2 protein-coding genes are annotated in these 26773 nt (G+C 69.9%); both read left to right on the top strand.

The features are described from left to right. Positions 1-199 precede the first annotated feature (199 nt). The gene (locus tag D7V80_RS18675; protein ID WP_120589439.1) at positions 200-26368 is read left to right on the top strand and encodes a non-ribosomal peptide synthetase; all 26169 of its coding nucleotides are present in this window, start codon (positions 200-202) and stop codon (positions 26366-26368) included. Beyond that, the coding region (locus tag D7V80_RS18680) for a hypothetical protein (RefSeq protein WP_147447137.1) at positions 26365-26773 on the top strand (409 nt) is incomplete at its 3' end. The genes D7V80_RS18675 and D7V80_RS18680, both read left to right, overlap by 4 nt.

A 26773-nucleotide genomic window follows, 5' to 3' on the forward strand; every position in this document is an offset into this window, starting at 1 on the left:
CGGGGGCATGGAACGCATGGCAGGCCGCTCTTCGACCGAATAATGTGATCAACAGGTTTTTGGCCTCCCCCACGCTGCTCGCGCGACGAGCGGCGGGCCTCGCGTGATCGACATTTGCCGGCACTGACCGAGGGCTCCGCGTCCCATCTTCCGGGCGTCCCTCTGGGCCGTGTCGCGCCCAGAGTTCGGAGTCATTTCGATGAGCAGCAGCGGTGATTTGTCGAAGCGGATCGCGAACCTGTCTCCGGAGAAGCGCGCGGAGCTGCTGAAGAAGATGGCGGCGCAGAAGCAGGCGGCGGGGACTCCGGCGCGGGCGGCCTTCCCGCTGAGGGACCGGTCGAAGCCGGCGGAGCTGTCCTTCGCGCAGCAGCGGCTGTGGTTCATGGACCAGCTGGCGCCGGGCAGCCCGCTCTACAACGTGCCCGTGGCGGTGCGGCTGGAGGGCGCGGTGGACGTGGCGGTGCTGGAGCGCTCGCTGCGCGAGGTGGTGCGGCGCCACGAGTCGCTGCGCACGACCTTCCAGGGCACGGAGAGCGGGCCGGTGCAGCACTTCGCGGACGCGCCCGTGTTGGAGCTGGAGCGCACGGACGTGAGCGCGCTCGCGGCGGAAGCGCGCGAGGCCGAAGCCTGGCGCCGGGTGCGGGAAGGGGCGCTGCGTCCGTTCGACCTCGCCACGGGCCCGCTGATGCGCGCGCTGCTGGTGCGGCTGGGGGACGCGGACCACTTGATGCTGGTGGTGATGCACCACATCGTCTCGGACGGGTGGTCGCTGGGCGTGCTCGTGCGTGAAGTGGCGGTGCTCTACGCCATGTTCCTGCAGGGCCAGCCGTCGCCGCTGCCGGAGCTGGCCGTGCAGTACGCGGACTACGCGGCCTGGCAGCGGGAGACGTTGCAGGGCGCGGCGCTGGAGCGGCAGCTGGCGTACTGGCGCGAGCAGTTGTCCGGCGCGCCGCCCGCGCTGGAGCTGACGACGGACAGGCCCCGGCCCGCGACGCGTGGCTTCCGGGGCGCGCGCACACCCATCCAGTGGCCTCGCGAGCTGACGGACGCGCTCCGGGCGCTGGCGCAGGGCGAGGGCGCGACGCTGTTCATGGTGCTCCTGGCCGGGTGGCAGTCGCTGCTGTCGCGCTACTCCGGACAGGACGACGTGAGCGTGGGCTCTCCCATGGCGGGCCGGACCCGCTCGGAGCTCGAAGGCCTCATCGGCATGTTCGTCAACACGCTGGTGCTGCGCGCGCGCTTCACGTCGGAGCTGTCCTTCCAGGGCCTGGTGCGCCAGCTGCGCGAGACGATGGTGGGCGCGACGGACCACCAGGACGTGCCGTTCGAGAAGCTGGTGGAGGCGCTCCAGCCGGAGCGTGACTCGGGGCGCACGCCGTTCTTCCAGGCGATGTTCGCGCTGCAGAACGCGCCGCGCGGCCCGGTCGCCGTGCAGGGACTGAAGCTGAACGCGATGGAGGTGGACACCCGGACCGCCAAGTTCGACCTGCTCCTCCAGCTCACGGAGGCGGATGGGACCCTGAGCGGCTACGTGGAGTACGACACCGACCTCTTCCACGGCGCCACCGTCGCGCGGATGGTGGAGCACCTGCGCGGCCTGCTGGAGTCCGCCGTCGCCCACCCGGCGATGCCCGTGGCCCGGCTGCCCATGGTGAAGGCCGCCGAGCGCCGCGTGCTGGCCGAGGACTGGAACCGGACGCAGGCGGCGTATCCGCGGGAGCGGCCGGTGCACGCGCTCTTCGCGGAGCAGGCGCGCAAGGCGCCGGGCCGGGTGGCGGTGGTGCAGGGCGTGGATGGCCGGACGCTGACGTACGGCGAGCTGGACGCGAAGGCGAACCAGCTGGCGCATCACCTGCGCGGGCTGGGAGTGAAGCGGGGCACGCGGGTGGGCGTGTACGTGGATCGCTCGTGGGAGATGGTGGTGGGGCTGCTCGGCATCCTGAAGGCCGGGGGCGCGTACGTGCCGGTGGACCGCAACTACCCGGCGGAGCGCATCGCGCTGCTGCTGGAGGACGCGGGCGTCGAAGTGACGCTGACGCAGCAGTCGCTGGTGGAGAAGCTGCCGGCCGGCGCGGGCAAGCCGCTCTGCGTGGACACGGCGTGGGAGTCCATCCGCCGCGAACAGGAGACGGCACCGGACGTGGCGGTGGGCGGCGAGGACCTCGCGTACATCATCTTCACGTCGGGCAGCACGGGCCGTCCGAAGGGCGTGTGCGTCCCCCACCGGGGCATCACCCGCCTGGTGCTGGGCAACGACTTCATGCGCTTCGAAGCGGACGCGGTCTGGTCGCAGACGGGGCCGGTGGCCTTCGACGCCTCGACGCTGGAGCTGTGGGGCTCACTGCTGCACGGCGCGAAGCTGGTGCTGGCGCCGCCGCACGCGCTGACGCTGGAGGAGCTGGGCGCGCTGGTGAAGCAGGAGCGCGTCAGCAACTTGTGGCTGACGACGGCGCTCTACGAGCAGATGGTGCTGCACCAGGGAGAGGTCCTGGCGGGCGTGTCGCAGGTGATGACGGGCGGTGACGTGATGCCGCCCCAGCGCGTGCGGGAACACCTGGCGAGGCTTCCGGAAGGCGCGGTGCTGGTGCACGCGTACGGCCCGACGGAGAACACCACCTTCTCCACCACCCACCGGATGACGGGGCGGACGGAGTTCGAAGGGTCGGTGTCCATCGGCAAGCCCATCGGGAACTCGACGGCGTACGTGCTGGACGCGCACGGCGACCTGGCGGGGGTGGGAGTGCCGGGGGAGCTGTTCGTGGGCGGCGAGGGCCTCGCCTGGGGCTACCTCCACCGCGCGGACCTCACGGCGGAGCGCTTCGTGCCCCACGTGTTCAGCACGGAGCCCGGCGCGCGGCTGTACCGCACGGGAGACAAGGCCCGCTGGAAGGAAGACGGGACGCTGGAGTTCCTCGGCCGCACCGACTTCCAGGTGAAGGTGCGTGGCTTCCGCATCGAGCTGGGCGAAATCGAAGCCGCGCTCGCCCTGCATCCGGATGTGGCGGAGGCCACGGTGGTGGTGCGGGGGCAGGGCGTGGACAAGCAGCTGGTGGGGTATGCGGTCGCGAAGCCGGAGCGGACGCTCGACGCGGCGGAGCTCAAGGCACACCTGCGGCAGCGGCTGCCGGAGTACATGGTGCCCACGGTCCTGATGTCGCTGGACGCGCTGCCGCTCAGCGCCAACGGCAAGGTGGATCGCAAGGCGCTGCCGGAGCCGGAGGCCCCGCGCTCGGAGAAGGTCCACGAGGCGCCCCGCACGGAGACCGAAGCGAAGCTGGCGGCCATCTGGGCGCAGGTGCTGCGCGTGCCCCAGGTGGGCGTGAAGGACAACTTCTTCGAGCTGGGTGGGCACTCGTTGCTGGCGACGCAGGTGGCCTCGCGGATCCGCGCGGGGTTCGGCGTGGAGCTGCCGCTGCGGGAGCTGTTCGAGTCCGCCACCCTGGAGGCCCTGGCGCTCCGCCTGGAGCGCGCCACGCGCTCCGTCGCTCCGCCGCTGGTGCGTGTCTCGCGGGAGCAGCCCCTGCCGCTGTCGTTCGCGCAGCAGCGCCTGTGGTTCATCGACCAGTTGGAGCCGGGCAGCCCGCTCTACAACGTCCCGCTTGCGGTCCGTCTGGAGGGTGCGCTGGACGTCGCGGTGCTCCAGCGAGCCCTGGATGCGCTGGTGAACCGTCACGAGGCGCTCCGCACGACGTTCACGTCGCACGAAGGCACGCCGGTGCAGGTGGTGCATCCGCCCTCGGCGATGCCGCTGGAGGTGGAGGACCTGCGCGGCGTCGAAGCGGGCGAGCGGGAAGAGGAAGCCCGCCGCCGGGTGACGGCGCAGGGGCTGCGGTCCTTCGACCTGTCGCGCGGGCCGCTGGTCCGCGCGCAGTTGGTGCGGCTGGAGGAGCACGACCACCTGCTCGCGCTCACGATGCACCATGCCATCTCGGATGGCTGGTCGTTGGGCGTGCTCGTGCGGGAGATTGGCGCGCTGTACGCGGCATTCGTGCAGGGCCAGCTCTCGACGCTGCCGGAGCTGCCGCTCCAGTACGCGGACTACGCGGCCTGGCAGCGTGGCTGGCTTCAGGGAGAGGCGCTCGAACGCGAGGTGTCCTTCTGGAAGGGCCGGCTCGCGGGGGCGCCCGCCGCCCTGGAGTTGCCCACGGACCGTCCGCGTCCGGCGGTGCGCGGCAACGCGGGAGCGATGCACTTCTTCCAGTGGTCCCCCGTGCTGACGCAGCGCCTGCGAGCGCTGGCGCAGCGAGAGGGTGCATCGCTGTACATGGTACTGCTGGCCGGGTGGCAGGTGCTGCTGTCGCGCTACTCGGGGCAGATGGACATCAGCGTGGGTTCGCCCATCGCGGGCCGGACGCGGGCGGAGCTGGAAGGGCTCATCGGCTTCTTCGTCAACACGCTGGTGCTGCGCGCCCAGGTGGACGGAGAGGCCTCCTTCCGTGAGTTGCTCAAGCAGGTGCGGGGGACGGTGCTGGAGGCGTACGAGCACCAGGACGTGCCGTTCGAGAAGCTGGTGGAAGCGCTCCAGCCGGACCGCAGTCTGAGCCACACGCCGCTGTTCCAGACGCTGCTGGCGCTCCAGAACGTGCCGCAGGGAGACCTGGGGCTGCCGGGCATGGCGCTCAAGCCGGTGATGATGGAGAGCCGCACGTCGAAGTTCGACGTGAGCGTTTTCTTCGTGGAGGAGGGCGAAGGGCTGCGGGGCTCGGTCGAATACAGCACCGAGTTGTTCGACGCCACGACGGTGCGCCGGATCGTGGAGCACCTGCGGGTCCTGCTGGATGCGGCGCTGTCGCGTCCGGAGTCCGCCGTGTCCCGGCTGCCGATGGTGGACGCGGAGGAGCGGCAGCGGATCCTCGGCGGAGGCAACCGACTGGGGGCGGATGCCGCGAGCACCACGCCCGTGCACGCACTGTTCTCCGAGCAGGCCCGGAAGACGCCGGGCGCGGTGGCGCTCCAGGCGCATGACGGGAAGACGCTGACGTACGGCGAGCTGGACGCGAAGGCGAACCAGTTGGCGCATCACCTGCGGAGCCAGGGCGTGAAGCGCGGCACGCGGGTGGGCGTATTCGTGGAGCGCTCGTGGGAGATGGTGGCGGGGCTGCTGGCCATCCTGAAGGCGGGAGGCGCGTACGTGCCGGTGGACCGCAACTACCCGGCGGAGCGCATCGCGCTGCTGCTGGGGGATGCGGGCGTGGGTGTGACGCTGACGCAGCGGTCGCTGGTGGAGAAGCTGCCGGAGAGCGCGGGAACGCCGCTGCTGCTGGACACGGTGTGGGCCGAAGCGGCCCGGCATCCGGAGACGGCGCCGCGAGTGGAAGTGATGGGAGAGGACCTGGCGTACGTGATGTTCACGTCGGGAAGCACGGGCCGGCCGAAGGGCGTGAGCGTGCCGCACCGGGGCATCACACGGCTGGTGGTGGGCAACGACTTCCTGCGCTTCGGGCCGGAGGAGGTCTGGCTGCAACTGGCGCCGGTGGCCTTCGATGCGTCGACGCTGGAACTCTGGGGCGCGCTGCTGCACGGCGCGAAGCTGGTGCTGGCGCCGCCGCAAGCGCAGACGCTGGAGGAGTTGGGCGCGCTGCTGCGCAAGGAGCGCATCAGCACGCTGTGGCTGACCGCCGCGCTGTACGAGCAGATGGCGCTGCACCAGGTGGAAGCGCTGACGGGAGTGGCCCAGGTGCTCGCGGGTGGCGACGTGCTGCCGGCGCAGCGAGTGCGCGAACACCTGAAGCACCTGCCACAAGGCGCGGTGCTGGTGAACGGGTACGGCCCGACGGAGAACACGACTTTCTCCACCACGCACGCGCTCACGCGCGACACAGCCGTCACGGCTTCAGTGCCCATTGGTAAGCCGATTGGGAACTCGACGGCCTACGTGTTGGACACGCATGGCGACGTGGCCGGCGTGGGCGTGCCTGGGGAGCTGTACGTCGGCGGAGAAGGCCTGGCGTGGGGCTACCTGAACCGCTCGGACCTGACGGCGGAACGCTTCGTGCCGAATGCCTTCAGCACGCAGCCCGGCGCCCGGCTGTACCGGACGGGAGACAAGGCGCGCTGGATGGAAGACGGGACGCTGGAGTTCCTCGGGCGCACCGACTTCCAGGTGAAGGTGCGCGGCTTCCGCATCGAGCTGGGCGAAGTGGAAGCGGCTCTGCTCCAGCACTCGGACGTGGCGGAAGCCGCGGCGGTGGTGCGCGACGTCGGCGGAGACAAGCGGCTGGTCGCGTGGCTCGTGGCGAAGCCGGGGCAGAGCATCGACCCGAAGGCCGTGGAAGCGGAGCTGCGCAAGCACCTGCCGGAGTACATGGTGCCGTCCGCCATGGGCGTGTTGGACGCGCTGCCGCTCACGGCCAACGGCAAGGTGGACCGCAAGGCGCTCATGGCGCTGGAAGCGCAGGAGGCAGGCACCGCCTTCGAGGCGCCCCGCACGGAGGTGGAGAAGAAGCTGGCGGCCATCTGGGCAGAGGTCCTGCGGGTGCCCCAGGTGGGCGTGAAGGACAACTTCTTCTCACTCGGTGGCCACTCGCTGCTGGCGACCCAGGTGGTGTCACGGATCCGCTCGGAGTTCGGAGTGGAGCTCTCGTTGCGAGCCCTCTTCGAGGCACCCGTGCTCGAAGTCCTGGCCGAGCGGCTGGGAACGGCCGCGAGTCACCAGCTCGCGGCTCTGAAGCCCGTCGCGAGCGATGAAGCGCCGCCCCTGTCGTTCGCGCAGCAGCGCCTGTGGTTCATCGACCAGATGGAACCGGGAAGCGCACTCTACAACGTGCCCGTCGCGGTCCGGCTGCGAGGCACCTTGAATCGGGGAGCGCTCGTGCGAGCCCTGGACGAAATCGTCCGGCGCCATGAAGCCCTCCGCACGACGTTCGAGCTGCACGAAGGTCAGCCCATCCAGCGCATCCAGACCGAAGCGCACCTGCCGGTGGCGGACGTCGACCTGGAGGGAATCGACAGCGAGCAGCGGGAGGCGGAAGTCCGGCGCCGGCTCGGAGTGGAGCTGGCGGAACCCTTCGATCTGCACCAGGGGCCGCTCATCCGGGCGAGCCTGTTGAGGCTGGAAGCCACCGAGCACGTGTTGCTCATCACGATGCACCACATCGTGTCGGACGGCTGGTCGATCGGCGTGCTGATCCGTGAAGTGGGAGCGTTGTACGCGGCCTTCACGGAAGGACGACCGTCGCCGCTGCCGGAGCTGCCGTTGCAGTACGCGGGCTATGCGGCGTGGCAGCGCGGCTGGTTGCAGGGAGAGACGCTCCAGAAGGAAGTGGACTTCTGGAGGGGGAAGCTCGCCGGGGCGCCGTCCGTCCTGGAGCTGCCCACGGACCATCCTCGTCCCGCAGTGCGAGGCAACGCAGGAGCGGTTCATTCCTTCGTGCTGCCGTCGTCGCTGGAGCAGGGGCTGAAGTCGTTGGCGCAGCGCGAGGGCGCGTCGCTGTACATGGTGCTGCTTGCGGCGTGGCAGATGCTGATGTCGCGCTACTCGGGGCAGACGGACATCAGCGTGGGTTCGCCCATCGCGGGCCGAACGCGCTCGGAGCTGGAAGGGCTCATCGGCTTCTTCGTCAACACGCTGGTGCTGCGTGCCCAGGTAGACGGAGAGAAGTCGTTCCGTGAGTTGCTGAAGCAGGTGAGAGGCACGGTGCTGGGCGCGTACGAGCACCAGGAGGTGCCCTTCGAGAAGCTGGTGGAGGCGCTGCAACCGGAGCGCAGCCTCAGCCACACGCCCCTGTTCCAGTCACTGCTGGCATTGCAGAACATGCCGGAGGGAGAGGCACGGCTGCCCGGGCTGACGATGAAGCCCTTGGAGCTGGAGATCCGCACGTCGAAGTTCGACGTGAGCGTCTTCTTCACGGAGACGCCGCAGGGCTTGAGCGGGGCGGTGGAGTACAGCACCGAGTTGTTCGAAGCCGCGACAGTGCACCGGATGGTGGAGCACCTGCGGGTGCTGCTGGAAGGCGTGGTGGCGAAGCCGGAGGAAGCGGTGGGCCGGCTGCCCATGCTGACGGAGGCGGAGCGCCAGCAGGTGCTGGTGACGTGGAACCCGACGGCCACGCAGTTGCCCCGAGACATGTCGGTGCACGCCCGCTTCGAGGCACAGGCGAAGCGGACCCCGGGCGCGGTGGCGGTCCAGGCGCACGACGGGAAGACGCTGACGTACGGCGAGCTGGACGCGAAGGCGAACCAGCTGGCGCATCACCTGCGGAGCCAGGGAGTGAAGCGCGGCACGCGAGTGGGCGTATTCGTGGAGCGCTCGTGGGAGATGGTGGCGGGGCTGCTGGCCATCCTGAAGGCGGGAGGCGCGTACGTGCCGGTGGACCGCAACTACCCAGCGGAGCGCATCGCGCTGCTGCTGGGGGATGCGGACGTGGGCGTGACGCTGACGCAGCGGTCGCTGGTGGAGAAGCTGCCGGAGAGCGCGGGAACGCCGCTGCTGCTGGACACGGTATGGGCCGAAGCGGCCCGGCATCCGGAGACGGCGCCGCGAGTGGAGGTGACGGGAGAGGACCTGGCGTACGTGATGTTCACGTCGGGAAGCACGGGCCGGCCGAAGGGCGTGAGCGTGCCGCACCGGGGAATCACGCGGCTGGTGGTGGGCAACGACTTCCTGCGCTTCGGGCCGGAGGAGGTGTGGCTGCAACTGGCGCCCGTGGCCTTCGACGCGTCGACGCTGGAACTCTGGGGCGCACTGCTGCACGGCGCGAAGCTGGTGCTGGCGCCGCCGCAAGCGCAGACGCTGGAGGAGTTGGGCACGCTGCTGAAGCAGGAGCGCATCAGCACGCTGTGGCTGACCGCCGCGCTGTACGAGCAGATGGCGCTACATCAGGTGGACGCGCTGAGGGGAGTGGCCCAGGTGCTCGCGGGCGGCGACGTGCTGCCGGCGCAGCGAGTGCGCGAACACCTGAAGCACCTGCCACAAGGCGCGGTGCTGGTGAACGGGTACGGCCCGACGGAGAACACGACGTTCTCCACCACGCACACGCTGACGCGTGACACGTCGCCCACCTCATCGGTGCCCATCGGCAAGCCGATTGGGAACTCGACGGCCTACGTGTTGGACGCGCACGGCGAGGTGGCCGGCGTGGGCGTGCCCGGGGAGCTGTACGTCGGCGGTGAAGGCCTGGCATGGGGCTACCTGAACCGCACGGACCTGACGGCGGAACGCTTCGTGCCGAATGCCTTCAGCACGCAGCCCGGCGCACGGCTGTACCGGACGGGAGACAAGGCGCGCTGGAAGGAAGACGGGACGCTGGAGTTCCTCGGGCGCACCGACTTCCAGGTGAAGGTGCGCGGCTTCCGCATCGAGCTGGGCGAAGTGGAAGCGGCTCTGCTCCAGCACGCGGACGTGGCGGAAGCCGCGGCGGTGGTGCGCGACGTCGGCGGAGACAAGCGGCTGGTCGCGTGGCTCGTGGCGAAGCCGGGCCAGAGCATCGACCCGAAGGTCGTGGAAGCGGAGCTGCGCAAGCACCTGCCGGAGTACATGGTGCCCTCGGCGATGGGCGTGTTGGACGCGCTGCCGCTCACGGCCAACGGCAAGGTGGACCGCAAGGCGCTGCCTGAAATCGAAGCGGCCCTTTCGGAGCACGAGTACGAAGCGCCTCGCACGGAGTCGGAGCAGAAGCTGGCGGCCATCTGGGCGGAGGTCCTGCGGGCGCCCAGGGTGGGGGTGAGGGACAACTTCTTCTCGCTGGGCGGGCACTCGCTGCTGGCGACCCAGGTGGTGTCGCGAATCCGCAAGGAGCTGGGCGCGGAGCTGCCCCTGCGGACGTTGTTCGAGGCTCCGACGCTTGAAGCCCTGGCCCGGCGGCTGGAGACAGCCGCGCGTCCGCTGCCCATGGCGCTGGAGGTGAACGCGCTCGGTGGGCCGCCGCCTCTGTCGTTCGCGCAGCAGCGCCTGTGGTTCATCGACCAGTTGGAGCCGGGAAGCGCGCTCTACAACGTGCCCGTCGCGGTGCGCCTGGAAGGCGAACTGGACGTGGCAGCCCTGGACTGGGCGCTGCGTGAGATCGTCCGGCGCCACGAATCCCTCCGCACGACGTTCGAGCTGCACGAAGGTCAGCCCGTCCAGCGCATCCAGTCCGAAGTGCGCCTCCCCATGGTGCACATCGACCTGGGGACATTGGGCAGCGAGCAGCGGGAGGCGGAAGTCCGGCGCCGGCTTGGGATGGAGCTGGCGGAGCCTTTCGACCTGCACCAGGGGCCGCTCATCCGGGCAAGCCTGTTGAGGCTGGGAGCCACCGAGCACGTGCTGCTCATCACGATGCACCACATCGTGTCGGACGGCTGGTCGCTGGGAGTGCTGATCCGTGAAGTGGGGGCGTTGTACACGGCCTTCACGGAAGGGCGTCCGTCGCCGCTGCCGGAGCTGTCGTTGCAGTACGCAGGCTATGCGTCGTGGCAGCGCGGCTGGTTGCAGGGAGAGACGCTCCAGAAGGAAGTGGACTTCTGGAGGGGGAAGCTCGCCGGGGCGCCGCCCGTCCTGGAGCTGCCCACGGACCATCCTCGTCCCGCGGTGCGAGGCAACGCAGGAGCGGTTCATTCCTTCGTGCTGCCGTCGTCGCTGGAGCAGGGGCTGAAGTCGTTGGCGCAGCGCGAGGGCGCGTCGCTGTACATGGTGCTGCTGGCCGCGTGGCAGATGCTGCTGTCGCGCTACTCAGGGCAGACGGACATCAGCGTGGGTTCGCCCATCGCGGGGCGGACGCGCTCGGAGCTGGAAGGGCTCATCGGCTTCTTCGTCAACACGCTGGTGCTGCGGACGCAGGTGGATGGGGAGGGGTCCTTCCGTGAGCTGCTGAATCAGGTGCGGGGGACGGTGCTGGGCGCGTACGAGCACCAGGAGGTGCCCTTCGAGAAGCTGGTGGAGGCGTTGCAGCCGGAGCGCAGCCTCAGCCACACGCCCCTGTTCCAGTCACTGCTGGCGTTGCAGAACACGCCCGAGGGAGAGGCACGGCTGCCCGGGCTGACGATGAAGCCCTTGGAACTGGAGATCCGCACGTCGAAGTTCGACGTGAGCGTCTTCTTCACGGAGACGCCGCAGGGCTTGAGCGGTGCGGTGGAGTACAGCACCGAGTTGTTCGAAGCGGCGACGGTGCGCCGGATGGTGGAGCACCTGCGGGTGCTGCTGGAAGGCGTGGTGGCGAAGCCGGAGGAAGCAGTGGGCCGGCTGCCCATGCTGACGGAGGCGGAGCGCCAGCAGGTGCTGGTGACGTGGAACCAGCGGCAGGCGGAGTACGCGCGGGACGCGACGATTCCGCAGCTCTTCGAAGCGCAAGCGAAGCGGACGCCGAATGCCATCGCCGTGGTGAGTGGCAAGCAGCGGCTGACGTACCGGGAGGTGGAAGCGAAGGCGAACCAGCTGGCGCACAAGCTGCGCAAGCTGGGCGTAGGCCCCGAGTCACGCGTGGGCCTGTGCGTGGAGCGCACGGCGGACGTGGTGGTAGGCACGCTGGGCATCCTCAAGGCCGGCGGCGCGTACGTGCCGTTGGACCCAAGCTACCCGAAGGAGCGACTGGGCTGGCTGCTGGAGGACGCGCAGGGCCCGGCGCTGGTGGCGCACTCGCACCTCTTGGAGTCGCTGCCCGCCTTCAGCGCGCAGGCGGTATGCCTGGACCGTGAAGAGGAATGGGCGGAGGAATCCTGCTGCCCCGTGATGTCGGAAGTGCGTCCGGAGAACGTGGCGTACCTCATCTACACGTCAGGAAGCACGGGCCGCCCGAAGGGCGTGGCGGTGACACACCGGAACGCGGTGGCGTTCCTGGCGTGGGCAACGGAGACGTTCACGGAGGAGGAGACAAAGGCAGTGCTCGCGGCGACGAGCCTGAACTTCGACCTCTCCGTCTTCGAGCTCTTCGCGCCGTTGGTACGAGGAGGCAGCGTGGTGGTGGTGCGCAACGCCCTGCATCTGGCGGAGGAGAAGCCAGAGGCGGAGGTGACGCTCATCAACACGGTGCCATCGGCGATGGCGCAGTTGGTGCGGCTGAACGCGGTGCCGCCCTCGGTCCAGGTCATCAACCTCGCGGGCGAAGCCCTGCCGGAGACGCTGGCGAAAGCCGTGTACGCAGTGCCGACGGTGCGCAAGCTCTACAACCTGTACGGCCCGTCGGAGGACACGACGTACTCGACGTGGTCGCTGGTGGGGCGGAATGAAGTGCCGAACATCGGCCGTCCCCTCACCAACACGCGGGCGTACGTGCTGGACAAGTACCTCCAGCCCGTACCGGTAGGCGTGGCGGGAGAGCTGTACCTGGCCGGTGAAGGCCAGGCGCGCGGCTACCTGCTGAGGCCGGAGCTGACGGCGGAGAAGTTCCTGCCGGAAGTCCATGGCCCCGAAGGCAGCCGCATGTACCGCACGGGAGACCGGGTGCGGTACCGGGCGGACGGAGTGCTGGAGTACCTGGGGCGGGTGGACTTCCAGGTGAAGGTGCGCGGCTTCCGTATCGAGCTGGGCGAAGTGGAGTCCGCGCTGCGCCAGCAGGAGACGGTGAAGGAAGCGGTGGTGGTGGCGAAGGGGGAGGGCGCGGAGAAGCGGCTCGTGGCGTACGTGGCGCCGAAGGCAGGCGCGACGCTGGAAGCGGAGTCACTGAAGGCGAGCCTGCGTCAGCGGCTGCCGGAGTACATGGTGCCCGGAGCGGTGGTGGTGCTGGAGGCGCTGCCGCTCAACTCCAACGGCAAGGTGGACCGCAAGGCGCTGCCGGAGCCAGAGGCCCTCAAGGCCGGAAGCACGTACGAAGCACCGAGGACGGAGACGGAAGCGAAGCTGGCGGCCATCTGGGCGGAAGTGCTGCGGGTTCCGCGGGTCGGCGTGAAGGACGACTTCTTCGCGCTGGGCGGCCACTCGTTGCTCGCGACGCAGGTGGTATCGCGGGTACGCGCGGAGCTGGGCGCGGAGCTGCCGCTGCGCGCGCTGTTCGAGGCTTCCACCCTCGAGGCCCTGTCCCGACGCATGGAGTCGGCGAACCGCGCCCAGGACGCCCTGCAAGTCGACACGTTCATGGACACGGCGCCGCCGCTGTCCTTCGCGCAGCAGCGGCTGTGGTTCATCGACCAGATGGAGCCTGGGACGGCGCTCTACAACGTGCCCGTGGCGGTGCGGCTGGCGGGCTCGCTGGACGTGGCGGCCCTGGAGCAGGCCCTTCACGAAGTCGTGCGCCGGCATGAATCCCTGCGGACCACCTTCGAGGAGCGCGGCGGTCAGGCCATCCAGGTCATCCAGCCGGCCCTGTCCCTGGAGCTGGGCCGGGTGGACCTGCGGACCGTCGACGAGGCCCGCCGCGAGGCGGAGGCCCATCGGCAGGTGGAGCAGGAGATGCTCCGTCCCTTCGACCTGGGTCGTGGGCCGTTGATCCGCACCCGGCTGTTCACGCTCGGAGAGCGCGAGCACGTCCTGGTGGTGACGATGCACCACATCGTGTCGGACGGCTGGTCGCTGGGCGTCTTGATCCGTGAGGTGGGCGCGCTGTACGCGGCCTTCTCCTCGGGGCGGCCGTCACCCCTGCCCGAGCTGCCCATCCAGTACGCGCGCTACGCCGCCTGGCAGCGCGGCCGGCTCCAGGGCGACGTCCTGGCGCGGCAGGTGGACTACTGGAAGCGGAAGCTCGCCGGTGCGCCGCCGGTGCTGGAGCTGCCGACGGACCGCCCGCGTCCGCCCGAGCGGAGCATCGCGGGCGCGACGCTCACCTTCACCCTGTCCCGGTCGCTCACCGCGGACCTCAAGGCGCTGGCCCAGCGGGAGGGGGCCTCGCTGTACATGGTGCTGCTCGCCGGGTGGCAGGTGCTGATGGCTCGCTACAGCGGCCAGCAGGACATCAGCGTGGGCTCGCCCATCGCGGGCCGCATGCGCGCGGAGCTGGAGGGGCTCATCGGCTTCTTCGTCAACACGCTCGTGCTGCGCGCGAACGTGGACGGCGGTCTGTCCTTCCGGAGGCTGCTCGCCCAGGTGCGCGAGACGGTGCTGGATGCGTACGAGCACCAGGAGGTCCCGTTCGAGAAGCTGGTGGAGGTCCTCCAGCCGGAGCGCAGCCGCAGCCACACGCCGCTCTTCCAGACGATGCTCGCCCTGCAGAACATGCCGCTGGGCGAGCTGCGGCTGCCGGACCTGGCGCTCCAGCCGGTGAACGTGGAGAGCCCCATCGCGAAGTTCGACCTGAGCGTGACGTTCGTGGAGGTGCCTCACGGCATCTCCGGCACGCTGGAGTACAGCACGGAGCTGTTCGACGCGGGCACCCTCCAGCGGATGGTCTCGCACCTGCTCACGCTGCTGGAGGGTGCGGTGGAGCGCCCGGACACGCGCGTGTCCCGTCTGCCACTGCTGACCGCCGCCGAGCGTGCCCAGGTGGTCTCCGCGTGGAACGACACGGCCCTGGCCGTCGACTGGGATGGTTGCTTCCACGAGTGCGTGGAGACGCAGGCGGCGCTCAGGCCGGAGGCGCTCGCCGTGCTGGACGGGACGCGCCAGCTGAACTTCGCGCAGCTCAACGCGCGCGCCAACCAGCTCGCCCACTGGCTGCGCCAGCGCGGGGTGGGGCCGGAGGTGCGCGTGGCGCTCTTCGTGGAGCGCTCGGTGGAGATGATGGTCGCCGCGCTGGGCGTGATGAAGGCCGGCGGCGCCTACGTGCCGTTGGATCCCGCCTGGCCCTCCGAACGGCTGGGCTGGCTGGCGAAGGACTGCAACGCGCGCTGGGTGCTCACCCAGCGGCGGCTCGCCGGGGCGCTCCCGGAGGGGCTGGATGTGCTGTGCCTGGATGACGCCGGCCCGCTGGAGGAGCTGGCGCGGCAGCCGCAGGAGAACCCGGCCCGCGTGAGCCTCCCGACGCACCTGGCGTACATCATCTACACGTCGGGCAGCACGGGCCGTCCCAAGGGCGTGATGGTGCAGCACGCCTCGATGATGAACCTGCGCGCCGCGCACAAGGTGACGACGTTCGCCGGAGTCACCGCGCCAGTGCGGGTGAGCTTCAACGCGCCGCTGGCCTTCGACGCGTCGGTGCAGCAGCTGGTGCAGCTGGCGGACGGCCACGCGCTGTGCATCGTGCCGGCGGACGTGCGCGAGGACGTGGCCCGCACGGCGGCGTGGCTGGAGGCGCAGGAGGTGGACGTGCTCGACTGCACGCCCGCGCACCTGCGCCTGCTGCTGGACGAGGGACTCGGCACGCGCCGTCCCATGCGCGTCCTCGTGGGCGGCGAAGCGGTGGACGAGGCGCTGTGGGCGCGGCTCGCGGCGCTCCCGGGCCTCAAGGGCTTCAACGTGTACGGCCCCACCGAATGCACGGTGGACGCCACCGCGCGCCCCATCGTGGCGGACACGCCGCGCCCGGCGCTGGGGCGGCCCATGGCCAACCTGCGGGGCTACGTGCTGGACCCCGAGCTCCAGCCCGTCCCGGTGGGCGTACCGGGCGAGCTGTTCATCGGCGGCGCGGGGCTCGCGCGCGGCTACCTGGAGCGGCCGGAGCTGTCGGCGGACCGCTTCATCCCGGACAGCCTGGGCGCGCAGCCGGGCGCACGGCTCTACCGCACGGGCGACCGCGTCCGCTGGCTGGCCACTGGCGAGCTGGAGTACCTGGGCCGCCTGGACTTCCAGGTGAAGGTGCGCGGCTTCCGCATCGAACTGGGCGAGGTCGAGACCGCGCTCGCGCAGCAGCCCGGCGTCAGCGAGGCCGTGGTGCTGGTGCGGGGCGACGGCGCGGACAAGCGGCTCGTCGGCTACGTCGTGGCGAAGGAAGGCCACGCGCTGGACGTGGAGACGCTGCGCACGGGCCTGCGACAGGGGATGCCCGAGTACATGATCCCCTCGGCGCTGATGGTGCTGGACGCCCTGCCGCTCAACGCGAACGGCAAGGTGGACCGCCGGGCGCTGCCGGAGCCGGATGCAGCGACTGGGGCCGACGCCTACGTGGCCCCGCGCACGGTGACGGAGGCGAAGCTCGCGGCCATCTGGGCGGAGGTGCTGCGCCTGGAGCGCGTGGGCGTGAAGGACAATTTCTTCGCGCTGGGTGGCCACTCCCTGCTGGCGACGCAGGTGGTGTCGCGGCTGCGCACGTCGCTGGGCGTGGAGATGCCGTTGCGCCTGCTGTTCGAGGCGCCCACGGTGGAGGCGTTGGCGCAACGGCTCGCGCAGCTGGGGCGCTCTGGCGTGCCCATGCTGCGCGCCGGGGTGCGTCCGGCGTCGCTGCCGCTGTCGTTCGCGCAGCAGCGGCTGTGGTTCATCGACCAGTTGGAGCCGGGCAGCCCGCTCTACAACGTGCCTGGTGTGGTGCGGCTGGAGGGCGACCTGGACGCCGCGGCGCTGGAGCAGTCGCTGCGGGCGCTCGTGCAACGGCACGAAGCCCTGCGCACGACCTTCGAAGAGGAGTCGGGCCAGCCCGTCCAGCGCATCCACGCGTCCGTGGACGTGCCGCTGAACACCGTGGACCTGTCTGCTTCCGGGGCCACGCGAGAGGACGAGGCCCGACAGCGGGTGCTGGAGGAGATGGCGAAGCCCTTCGACCTGAGGCGGGGCCCGCTGCTGCGGACGCTGCTGCTGCGCCTGGACGCGCGCAACCACCTGCTGGTGCTCACGATGCACCACGCCGTGTCCGACGGCTGGTCCGTGGGGGTCCTGCTCCGCGAACTGGGCACGCTGTACAGCGCGCTAGCGCGGGGACAGGCGTGGGCGCTGCCGGAGCTGCCGGTGCAGTACGCGGACTACGCGGCGTGGCAGCGCGACTGGTTGAAGGGGGCGACGCTCCAGCAGGAGGTGGACTACTGGAAGCAGTCGTTGACGGGAGCGCCGCCGGTGCTGGAGCTGCCGACGGACCGTCCGCGTCCGGCGGTGCGCACCAACGCCGGCACGACGCTGGGCTTCATGTTGCCGCTGGAGCTGTCCCAGAAGCTGAGCGCGCTGGCCCAGAAGGAGGGCGCATCGCTCTTCATGGTGCTGCTGGCCGGGTGGCAGGTGCTGCTGTCGCGCTACAGCGGGCAGGCGGACATCAGCGTGGGTTCGCCCATCGCGGGGCGGACGCGCTCGGAGCTGGAAGGACTCATCGGCTTCTTCGTCAACACGCTGGTGCTGCGGACGCAGGTGGATGGGGAGGGGGCCTTCCGTGAGCTGCTGAGTCAGGTGCGGGGGACGGTGCTGGGCGCGTACGAGCACCAGGAGGTGCCGTTCGAGAAGCTGGTGGAGGCGCTGCAACCGGAGCGCAGCCTGAGCCACACGCCGCTGTTCCAGACGTTGATGTCGCTCCAGAACGTGCCCACCGAGGAGTCCAAGCTCCCCGGCCTGGTGCTCAAGCCGGTGGACTTCGAAGGCCGCACGTCGAAGTTCGACGTGAGCCTCTTCTTCACGGAGACGCCGCAGGGCTTGAACGGGGCGGTGGAGTACAGCACCGAGTTGTTCGAAGCCGCGACAGTGCACCGGATGGTGGAGCACCTGCGGGTGCTGTTGGAAGGCGTGGTGGCGAAGCCGGAGGAAGCAGTGGGCCGGCTGCCCATGCTGACGGAGGCGGAGCGCCAGCAGGTGCTGGTGACGTGGAACCAGCGGCAGGCGGAGTACGCGCGCGACACAACGGTTCCGCAGCTCTTCGAAGCGCAGGCGAAGCGGACGCCGAATGCCGTCGCCGTGGTGAGTGGCAAGCAGCGGCTGACGTACCGGGAGGTGGAGGCGAAGGCGAACCAGTTGGCGCACCGGCTGCGCAAGCTGGGTGTAGGCCCGGAGTCACGCGTGGGCCTGTGCGTGGAGCGCACGGCGGACGTGGTGGTGGGCACGCTGGGCATCCTCAAGGCCGGCGGCGCGTACGTGCCGTTGGACCCGAGCTACCCGAAGGAGCGACTGGGCTGGCTGCTGGAGGACGCGCAGGGCCCGGCGTTGGTGGCGCACTCGCACCTCTTGGAGTCTCTGCCCGCCTTCAGCGCGCAGACGGTGTGCCTGGACCGTGAAGAGGAATGGGCGGAGGAGTCCTGCTGCCCCGTGACATCGGAAGTGCGTCCGGAGAACGTGGCGTACCTCATCTACACGTCAGGAAGCACGGGCCGCCCGAAGGGCGTGGCGGTGACACACCGGAACGCGGTGGCGTTCCTCTCATGGGCGACGGAGACGTTCACGGAGGAGGAGACGAAGGCGGTCCTGGCCGCGACTTCGCTCAACTTCGACCTCTCCGTCTTCGAGCTCTTCGCGCCGTTGGTACGAGGAGGCAGCGTGGTGGTGGTGCGCAACGCCCTGCATCTGGCGGAGGAGAAGCCAGAGGCGGAGGTGACGCTCATCAACACGGTGCCGTCGGCGATGGCGCAGTTGGTGCGGCTGAACGCGGTGCCGCCCTCGGTCCAGGTCATCAACCTCGCGGGCGAAGCACTGCCGGAGCCGCTGGCGAAGGCCATGTACGCAGTGCCGACGGTGCGCAAGCTCTACAACCTGTACGGCCCGTCAGAAGACACGACGTACTCGACATGGTCGCTGGTGGGACGTGGAGAGGTGCCGAACATCGGCCGTCCCCTCGCCAACACGAGGGCGTACGTGTTGGACAGGTACCTCCAGCCAGTGCCGGTAGGCGTGGCGGGAGAGCTGTACTTGGCGGGCGAAGGCCAGGCTCGCGGCTACCTGCTGAGGCCGGAGTTGACGGCGGAGAAGTTCCTGCCGGAAGTGTACGGGCCGGAAGGCAGCCGCATGTACCGCACGGGGGACCGGGTGCGGTACCGGGCGGACGGCGTGCTGGAATACCTGGGGCGCGTCGACTTCCAGGTGAAGGTGCGCGGCTTCCGTATCGAGCTGGGCGAAGTGGAGTCCGCGCTGCGCCAGCAGGAGACGGTGAAGGAAGCAGTGGTGGTGGCGAAGGGCGAGGGTGCGGAGAAGCGGCTCGTGGCGTACGTGGCGCCGAAGGCAGGCGCGGTGCTGGAAGCGGAGACGCTGAAGGCGAGCCTGCGTCAGCGGCTGCCGGAGTACATGGTGCCCGGAGCGGTGGTGGTGCTGGAGGCGCTGCCGCTCAACTCCAACGGCAAGGTGGACCGCAAGGCCCTGCCGGAGCCAGAGGCCCTCAAGGCCGGAAGCACGTACGAAGCACCGAGGACGGAGACGGAAGCGAAGCTGGCGGCCATCTGGGCCGAAGTGCTCCGAGTGCCCCAGGTCGGCGTGAAGGACGACTTCTTCGCGCTGGGAGGCCACTCGTTGCTCGCGACGCAGGTGGTATCGCGGGTGCGTGCGGAGACGGGCGCGGAGCTGCCGCTGCGCGCGCTGTTCGAAGCGCCCACGGTGCAAGCCCTCGCCCGTCGGCTGGAGAAGGCCGGACGTGCGCAGGCGCCGGCCCTCGTGCCTGTGTCGGGGGATGCCGCGTTGCCGCTGTCGTTCGCGCAGCAGCGCCTGTGGTTCATTGATCAGCTGGAGCCGGGCACCGCCCTCTACAACGTGCCGGTCGCCATCCGTCTGGAAGGTGACTGGGATGCAGGGGCCTTGGAACGGGCTCTGCACGAGGTCGTGCGCCGTCATGAGGCACTGCGGACGACGTTCGTCTCGGGCAACCCCGAGCCAGTCCAGCAGACCGCGTCTGACAGCGCCTTCACGCTGGAGGTGGAGGACCTGGTGGCGAACACCGCCGAGGTCCGGCGACGCGTCGAACAGGAAGTGCTGCGGCCCTTCGATCTGGCAAAGGGTCCCCTGATCCGGGCGTTGCTGCTGAAACTCGGTGCGCGCGAGCACGTGCTCACCGTCACGATGCACCACATCGTGTCGGATGGATGGTCGATCGGCGTGTTGGTCCGCGAGGTCGGTGCGCTCTACGCGGCGTTCGTGCGAGGCCAGCCCTCGCCGCTGCCGGAGCTGCCGGTGCAGTACGCGGGATACGCGGCATGGCAGCGCGGCTGGTTGCAGGGCGCGACGCTCCAGCGGGAAGTGGACTACTGGAAGCAGCAGCTCGCCGGTGCGCCGCCGGTGCTGGAGTTGCCCACGGACCGTCCGCGTCCCGCGGTGCGAGGAAACGCGGGAGCGACCCAGGGCTTCCTCTGGCCGCAATCGCTGGTCCAGGACCTGCGAGGCCTCGCGCAGAGCGAAGGGGCCTCGCTGTACATGGTGCTGCTGGCGGCGTGGCAGATGCTGCTGTCACGCTACAGCGGGCAGACGGACATCAGCGTGGGGTCGCCCATCGCGGGCCGCACGCGCGCGGAGGTGGAAGGCCTCATCGGCCTCTTCGTCAACACGCTGGTCCTGCGTGCCCAGGTGGATGGAGATCAGCCCTTCCGGGCGCTGCTGAAGCAGGTGCGAGGCACGGTGCTGGGCGCGTACGAACACCAGGACGTGCCGTTCGAGAAGCTGGTGGAAGCGCTCCAGCCCGAGCGCAGCCTGAGCCACACGCCCTTGTTCCAGACGCTGCTTGCGCTCCAGAACGTGCCGGAGGGTGAAGCACAGCTGCCCGGGCTGACGATGAAGCAGCTGGAGCTGGAGAACCGCACGTCGAAGTTCGACCTGAGCGTCTTCTTCACGGAGACCGCGGAGGGCCTGAGCGGAAGCGTGGAGTACAGCACCGATCTGTTCGAGGCGGGGACGGTGCGTCGGTTGGTGGAGCACCTGCGGGTGCTGTTGGAAGGCGTGGCGGCGAAGCCGGAGGAAGCAGTGGGCCGGCTGCCCATGCTGACGGAGGCGGAGCGCCAGCAGGTGTTGGTGTCGTGGAACCAGCAGCAGGCGGAGTACGCGCGCGACACAACGATTCCGCAGCTCTTCGAAGCACAGGCGAAGCGGACGCCGAATGCCGTCGCCGTGGTGAGTGGCAAGCAGCGGCTGACGTACCGGGAGGTGGAGGCGAAGGCGAACCAGTTGGCGCACAAGCTGCGCAAGCTGGGTGTGGGCCCCGAGTCACGCGTGGGCCTGTGCGTGGAGCGCACGGCGGACGTGGTGGTGGGCACGCTGGGCATCCTCAAGGCCGGCGGCGCGTACGTGCCGTTGGACCCAAGCTACCCGAAGGAGCGACTGGGCTGGCTGCTGGAGGATGCGCAGGGCCCGGCGTTGGTGGCGCACTCGCACCTGCTGGAGTCGCTACCTGCCTTCAGCGCGCAGGCCGTGTGCCTGGATACAGACGCGACGTTGGCCTCCGAGCCGAATGAGGCACCGGAAGCAAGGCTGCACCCGGAGAACGTGGCGTACTTCATCTACACGTCGGGGAGCACAGGCCGCCCGAAGGGCGTGGCGGTGACGCACCGGAACGCGGTGGCGTTCCTGGCATGGGCGACGGAGACGTTCACGGAGGAGGAGACGAAGGCGGTGCTCGCGGCGACGAGCCTGAACTTCGACCTCTCCGTCTTCGAGCTCTTCGCGCCGCTGGTGCGAGGAGGCAGCGTGGTGGTGGTGCGCAACGCCCTGCATCTGGCGGAGGAGAAGCCGGAAGCGGAGGTGACGCTCATCAACACGGTGCCGTCGGCGATGGCGCAACTGGTGCGGCTGAACGCGGTGCCGCCATCGGTCCAGGTCATCAACCTCGCGGGCGAAGCACTGCCGGAGACGCTGGCGAAGGCCGTGTACGCAGTGCCGACGGTGAAGAAGCTCTACAACCTGTACGGCCCGTCGGAAGACACGACGTACTCGACATGGTCGCTGGTGGGACGTGGAGAGGTGCCGAACATCGGCCGTCCCCTCACCAACACGCGGGCGTACGTGCTGGACAAGTACCTCCAGCCCGTACCGGTAGGCGTGGCGGGAGAGCTGTACCTGGCCGGTGAAGGCCAGGCGCGCGGCTACCTGCTGAGGCCGGAGCTGACGGCGGAGAAGTTCCTGCCGGAAGTCCATGGCCCCGAAGGCAGCCGCATGTACCGCACGGGGGACCGGGTGCGGTACCGGGCGGACGGCGTGCTGGAATACCTGGGGCGAGTCGACTTCCAGGTGAAGGTGCGAGGCTTCCGCATCGAGCTGGGCGAAGTGGAAGCAGCCCTTCGCCAGCAGGAGACGGTGAAGGAAGCAGTGGTGGTGGCGAAGGGGGAGGGCGCGGAGAAGCGGCTCGTGGCGTACGTGGCGCCGAAGGCAGGCGCGGTGCTGGAAGCGGAGACGCTGAAGGCGAGCCTGCGTCAGCGGCTGCCGGAGTACATGGTGCCCGGAGCGGTGGTGGTGCTGGAGGCGCTGCCGCTCAACTCCAACGGCAAGGTGGACCGCAAGGCGCTGCCGGATCCGGAGGTACCGGTCTCCGCCCATACGTACGAAGCGCCGAGGACGGAGACGGAAGCGAAGCTGGCGGCCATCTGGGCGGAGGTGCTGCGGGTTCCGCGCGTCGGCGTGAAGGACGACTTCTTTGCGCTGGGCGGCCACTCGTTGCTCGCGACGCAGGTGGTATCGCGGGTGCGCGCGGAGCTGGGCTCGGAGCTGCCGCTGCGCGCGCTGTTCGAAGCGCCCACGGTGGAAGCCCTCGCCGGCCGGTTGGAGATGGCCGGACGTGCGAAGGCACCTGCCCTCGTGCCCGTGCCACGGGACGCACCGCTGCCGCTGTCGTTCGCGCAGCAGCGGCTGTGGTTCATCGACCAGTTGGAGCCGGGCACCGCGCTCTACAACATCCCTGTCGCCATCCGCCTGGAAGGCGACCTGGACGTGCAGGTTCTGGCGCGGGCCCTGCGTGAGGTCGTGCGCCGTCACGAGGCCCTGCGGACGACGTTCGTCGTAGGCAACCCCGAGCCGAAGCAACGGACCACGACCGACAGCGCCTTCACGCTGGCAGTGGATGACCTGACGTCGGACACCGCCGCGCTCCAGAAGCGAGTGGAGCAGGAGGTGTTGAGGCCCTTCGAGCTGGCACACGGCCCGCTCCTCCGCGCGCGCCTGCTGAAGCTCGACGCGCGTGAGCACGTGCTCGTCGTCACGATGCACCACATCGTGTCGGACGGATGGTCGCTCGGGGTGTTGGTTCGCGAGGTCGGCGCGCTCTACGCGGCGTTCGTGCAGGGCCAGCCCTCGCCGCTGCCGGAGCTGCCGGTGCAGTACGCGGACTATGCGGCGTGGCAGCGCGGCTGGTTGCAGGGCGCGACGCTCCAGCGGGAGGTGGACTACTGGAAGCAGCAGCTCGCCGGTGCGCCGCCGGTGCTGGATCTGCCCACGGATCGTCCGCGCCCCGCGGTGCGAGGAAACGCGGGAGCAACCCAGGGCTTCCTCTGGCCGCAATCGATGGCTCGGGGCCTGCGAGCCCTCGCGCAGCGCGAAGGGGCCTCGCTGTACATGGTGCTGCTGGCAGGCTGGCAGGTGCTGCTGTCGCGCTACAGTGGGCAGACGGACATCAGCGTGGGTTCGCCCATCGCGGGCCGCACGCGCGCGGAGGTGGAAGGCCTCATCGGCTTCTTCGTCAACACGCTGGTGCTGCGCGCGAACCTGTCCGGGGACCCCAGCTTCCGGGGCCTGCTCCAGCAGGTGCGCGAGACGGTCCTGGAGGCGCAGGAGCACCAGGAGGTGCCGTTCGAGAAGCTGGTGGAGGTGCTCCAGCCCGAGCGCAGCCGCAGCCACACGCCGCTGTTCCAGACGCTGCTGGCGCTCCAGAACGTGCCCATCGGACAAGCCCGGCTGCCGGGCATGACGCTCAAGCCCGTGGAGATCGCGGGCGGAACGTCGAAGTTCGACCTGAGCGTCTTCTTCATGGAGACCGCGGAGGGCCTGAGCGGAATGCTGGAGTACAGCACCGAGCTGTTCGACGCCGCGACCGTGCGCCGCATGGTGGAGCACCTGCGCGTGCTGATGGAGGGCGTGCTGGAACATCCGGAAGCCCTGGTGACACGGCTCCGCCTGCTGGACGCGGTTGAACGTCGACAGGTCGTGGAGGACCTGAACCCAACCGCCACGCGGTACCCCCGCGAGGTGCCGGTGCACGCGCACTTCGAGGCCCAGGCACGCAAGACGCCGGACGCGGTGGCGCTGAAGCTCGGAGCAGGGGAGGGGACCCTGACGTACGGCGAGCTGGACGCGAAGGCGAACCAGCTGGCGCACCACCTGCGGAGCCTGGGCGTGAAGCGCGGCACGCGAGTGGGCGTGTACGTGGAGCGCTCGTTCGACATGGTCGTCGGACTGCTGGCCATCCTGAAGGCGGGGGGCGCGTACGCTCCGGTGGATCGTAACTACCCGGTGGAGCGCATCGCGCTGATGCTGGAGGACGCGGGCGTCGAAGTGACGCTCACGCAGCAGTCACTGGTGGAGAAGCTGCCGGCGAGCGCGGGCCGGCCGCTATCGCTGGACACGGCCTGGAGCGAAGTCGCCCATCAGCCGCGGACGGCACCACGGTTGGAGATCAGCGCCGAAGACCTGGCGTACGTGATGTTCACGTCGGGAAGCACGGGCCGGCCGAAGGGCGTGTGCATCCCGCACCGGGGCATCACGCGGCTGGTGATGGGCAACAGCTTCCTGCGCTTCGGGCCGGAGGAGAACTGGCTGCAACTGGCACCGGTGGCCTTCGACGCCTCGACGCTGGAACTCTGGGGCGCACTGCTGCACGGAGCGAAGCTGGTGCTGGCACCGCCGCAAGCGCAGACGCTGGAGGAACTGGGCGCGCTGCTGCGCAAGGAGCGCATCAGCACGCTGTGGCTGACGGCGGCGCTGTACGAGCAGATGGCGCTGCATCAGGTGGAGGCACTGGCGGGAGTGGCCCAAGTGCTCGCGGGCGGCGACGTGCTGCCGGCGCAGCGAGTGCGCGAACACCTGAAGCACCTGCCACAAGGCGCGGTGCTGGTGAACGGGTACGGCCCGACGGAGAACACGACATTCTCCACCACGCACACGCTGACGCGTGACACGTCGCCCACCTCATCGGTGCCCATCGGCAAGCCGATTGGGAACTCGACGGCCTACGTGTTGGACGCGCACGGCGAGGTGGCCGGCGTGGGCGTGCCCGGGGAGCTGTACGTGGGCGGCGAAGGCCTCGCATGGGGCTACCTGAACCGTGCGGACCTGACGGCCGAACGCTTCGTGCCGAATGCCTTCAGCACGCAGCCCGGCGCGCGGCTGTACCGCACGGGAGACAAGGCCCGCTGGAAGGAAGACGGGACGCTGGAGTTCCTCGGCCGCACCGACTTCCAGGTGAAGGTGCGTGGCTTCCGTATCGAGCCAGGCGAAATCGAAGCCGCGCTCCTGCGCCAGCAGGGCGTGGCGGAAGCCACGGTCGTGGTGCGCGACGTCGGCGGGGACAAGCGGCTGGTCGCGTACCTCGTCGCGAAGCCGGGCCAGAACATCGACCCGAAGGCCGTGGAGACGGAGCTGCGCAAGCACCTGCCGGAGTACATGGTGCCGTCCGCCATGGGCGTGCTGGACGCGCTGCCGCTCACGGCCAACGGCAAGGTGGACCGCAAGGCCCTGCCGGACCTGGACGTCTCCACGTCCCAGGCCGAGGGCTTCGTCGCGCCCCGTGACGCGCTGGAGTCCCAGCTCGTGGCGGTGTGGGAAGAGGTCCTGGGCGTGAAGCCCATCGGGGTGCGCACCAGCTTCTTCGCGCTGGGAGGCCACTCGCTGCTCGCGGTCCGCCTGGTGGCCGCGCTGCGCGAACAGCTGGGCCGTGAAGTCCCCCTGGCCGCGCTCTTCCAGCACCCCACCGTGGAGGAGCTGGCGAAGCTGCTGCGCGCCGAGACGGAGACGTGGTCGCCGCTCGTCCCGCTGGAGAAGGGCGACGAGGGACGCCGGCCCCTGTTCCTCGTCCACCCGGGTGGCGGCAACGTGCTCGCCTATCCGGAGCTGGCGCGGCTACTGGGGCCCCAGCAGCCCGTCTTCGGTATCCAGGCTCGCGGCCTCCAGGCCGGCCATGCCGTGGTGGAGACCGTGGAGGAGATGGCCACCCTGTACGTGGCCGCCATCCGCGCGGAGCAGCCGGAAGGGCCGTACCTCCTCGCGGGTTGGTCGCTCGGAGGCGTCATCGCCTTCGAGATGGCCCGCCAGCTGCGTGCGCAGGGCCAGTCCGTGGGGCTGCTGGCGCTGGTGGACGCCTTCGTCCCCGGCGTCGGAGCGCCTTCCGGTGACGCACCCAGGAAGGACCCTGACGCCAGCACGCGCGTCGCCTTCGCCCAGACGGTGGCCCAGGCCTTCTCCCTGACCCTGCCCGTGTCCGACGAGGCCCTGGAGCGCATGGAGGACGAAGCCATGCTGGGAACGCTCCTCGCCGTGGGTGTCCAGGCCGGCCTCCTGGAGGAGGCGACGGGCCGCGAGCAATTGCGCGCCCTGTTCCGCGTCTACCAGGCCAACCTGCGCGCCATGGACCGCTACGTCCCCAGCCCCTACGACGGACCGGCGCTGCTGCTCGCCGCGACGGAAGCGACCCCCACCCCCGGGGTGCCCCGCCACCGCGGCTGGGAGCCCTTCGTCCGGGGGGGACTGGACGTGAGGGATGTCCCTGGGGGACACCATCAACTCATGCAGGAGCCGTACGTGCGGCACGTGGCCACGCTGTTGCGCGAGGCCCTGGAGGACAAGTCATGACCGTTGAAACATCCAGCGGGGGCTCACCGTGGCCCAACCGCATCATCCTGGCCATCTGGTTCGTGTGCTTCTCCGTGGGCTCCCTGGCCCACATCTCCATCGTGGCGAAGTACGGCCTCTTCGCGACGGATCCGGCGGATCCGCTGCCCATGCCGTTCGTCGTCGTGAACGAGCTGTTCACGGTGCTCAACCCGCTCACCATCGTGCTGCTCATCTTCAAGCGGCGCGCGGGCATCCTCTCCGCGCTGGGCGTGGTGGCGCTCGTCTTCGTCCTCAACCTGGCGCTGATGGCGTGGTTCTGGACCGCGAAGCAGCACCTCCACGTCGCGTGGCTGTACCTCAACGGCACCATGGGCGTGTTCATGGCCCTGACCGCGAAGCGCCTGTGGCGGGCCGCCCCGGAGG

Origin of the sequence: Corallococcus sp. CA054B (genome assembly GCF_003611625.1) — a bacterium.
Taxonomy (GTDB): domain Bacteria; phylum Myxococcota; class Myxococcia; order Myxococcales; family Myxococcaceae; genus Corallococcus; species Corallococcus coralloides.

What these genes read in the sequence shown, in the direction of transcription:
- D7V80_RS18675 (WP_120589439.1), top strand. Translation starts at nt 200, where the DNA reads ATGAGCAGCAGCGGTGATTTGTCGAAGCGGATCGCGAACCTGTCTCCG.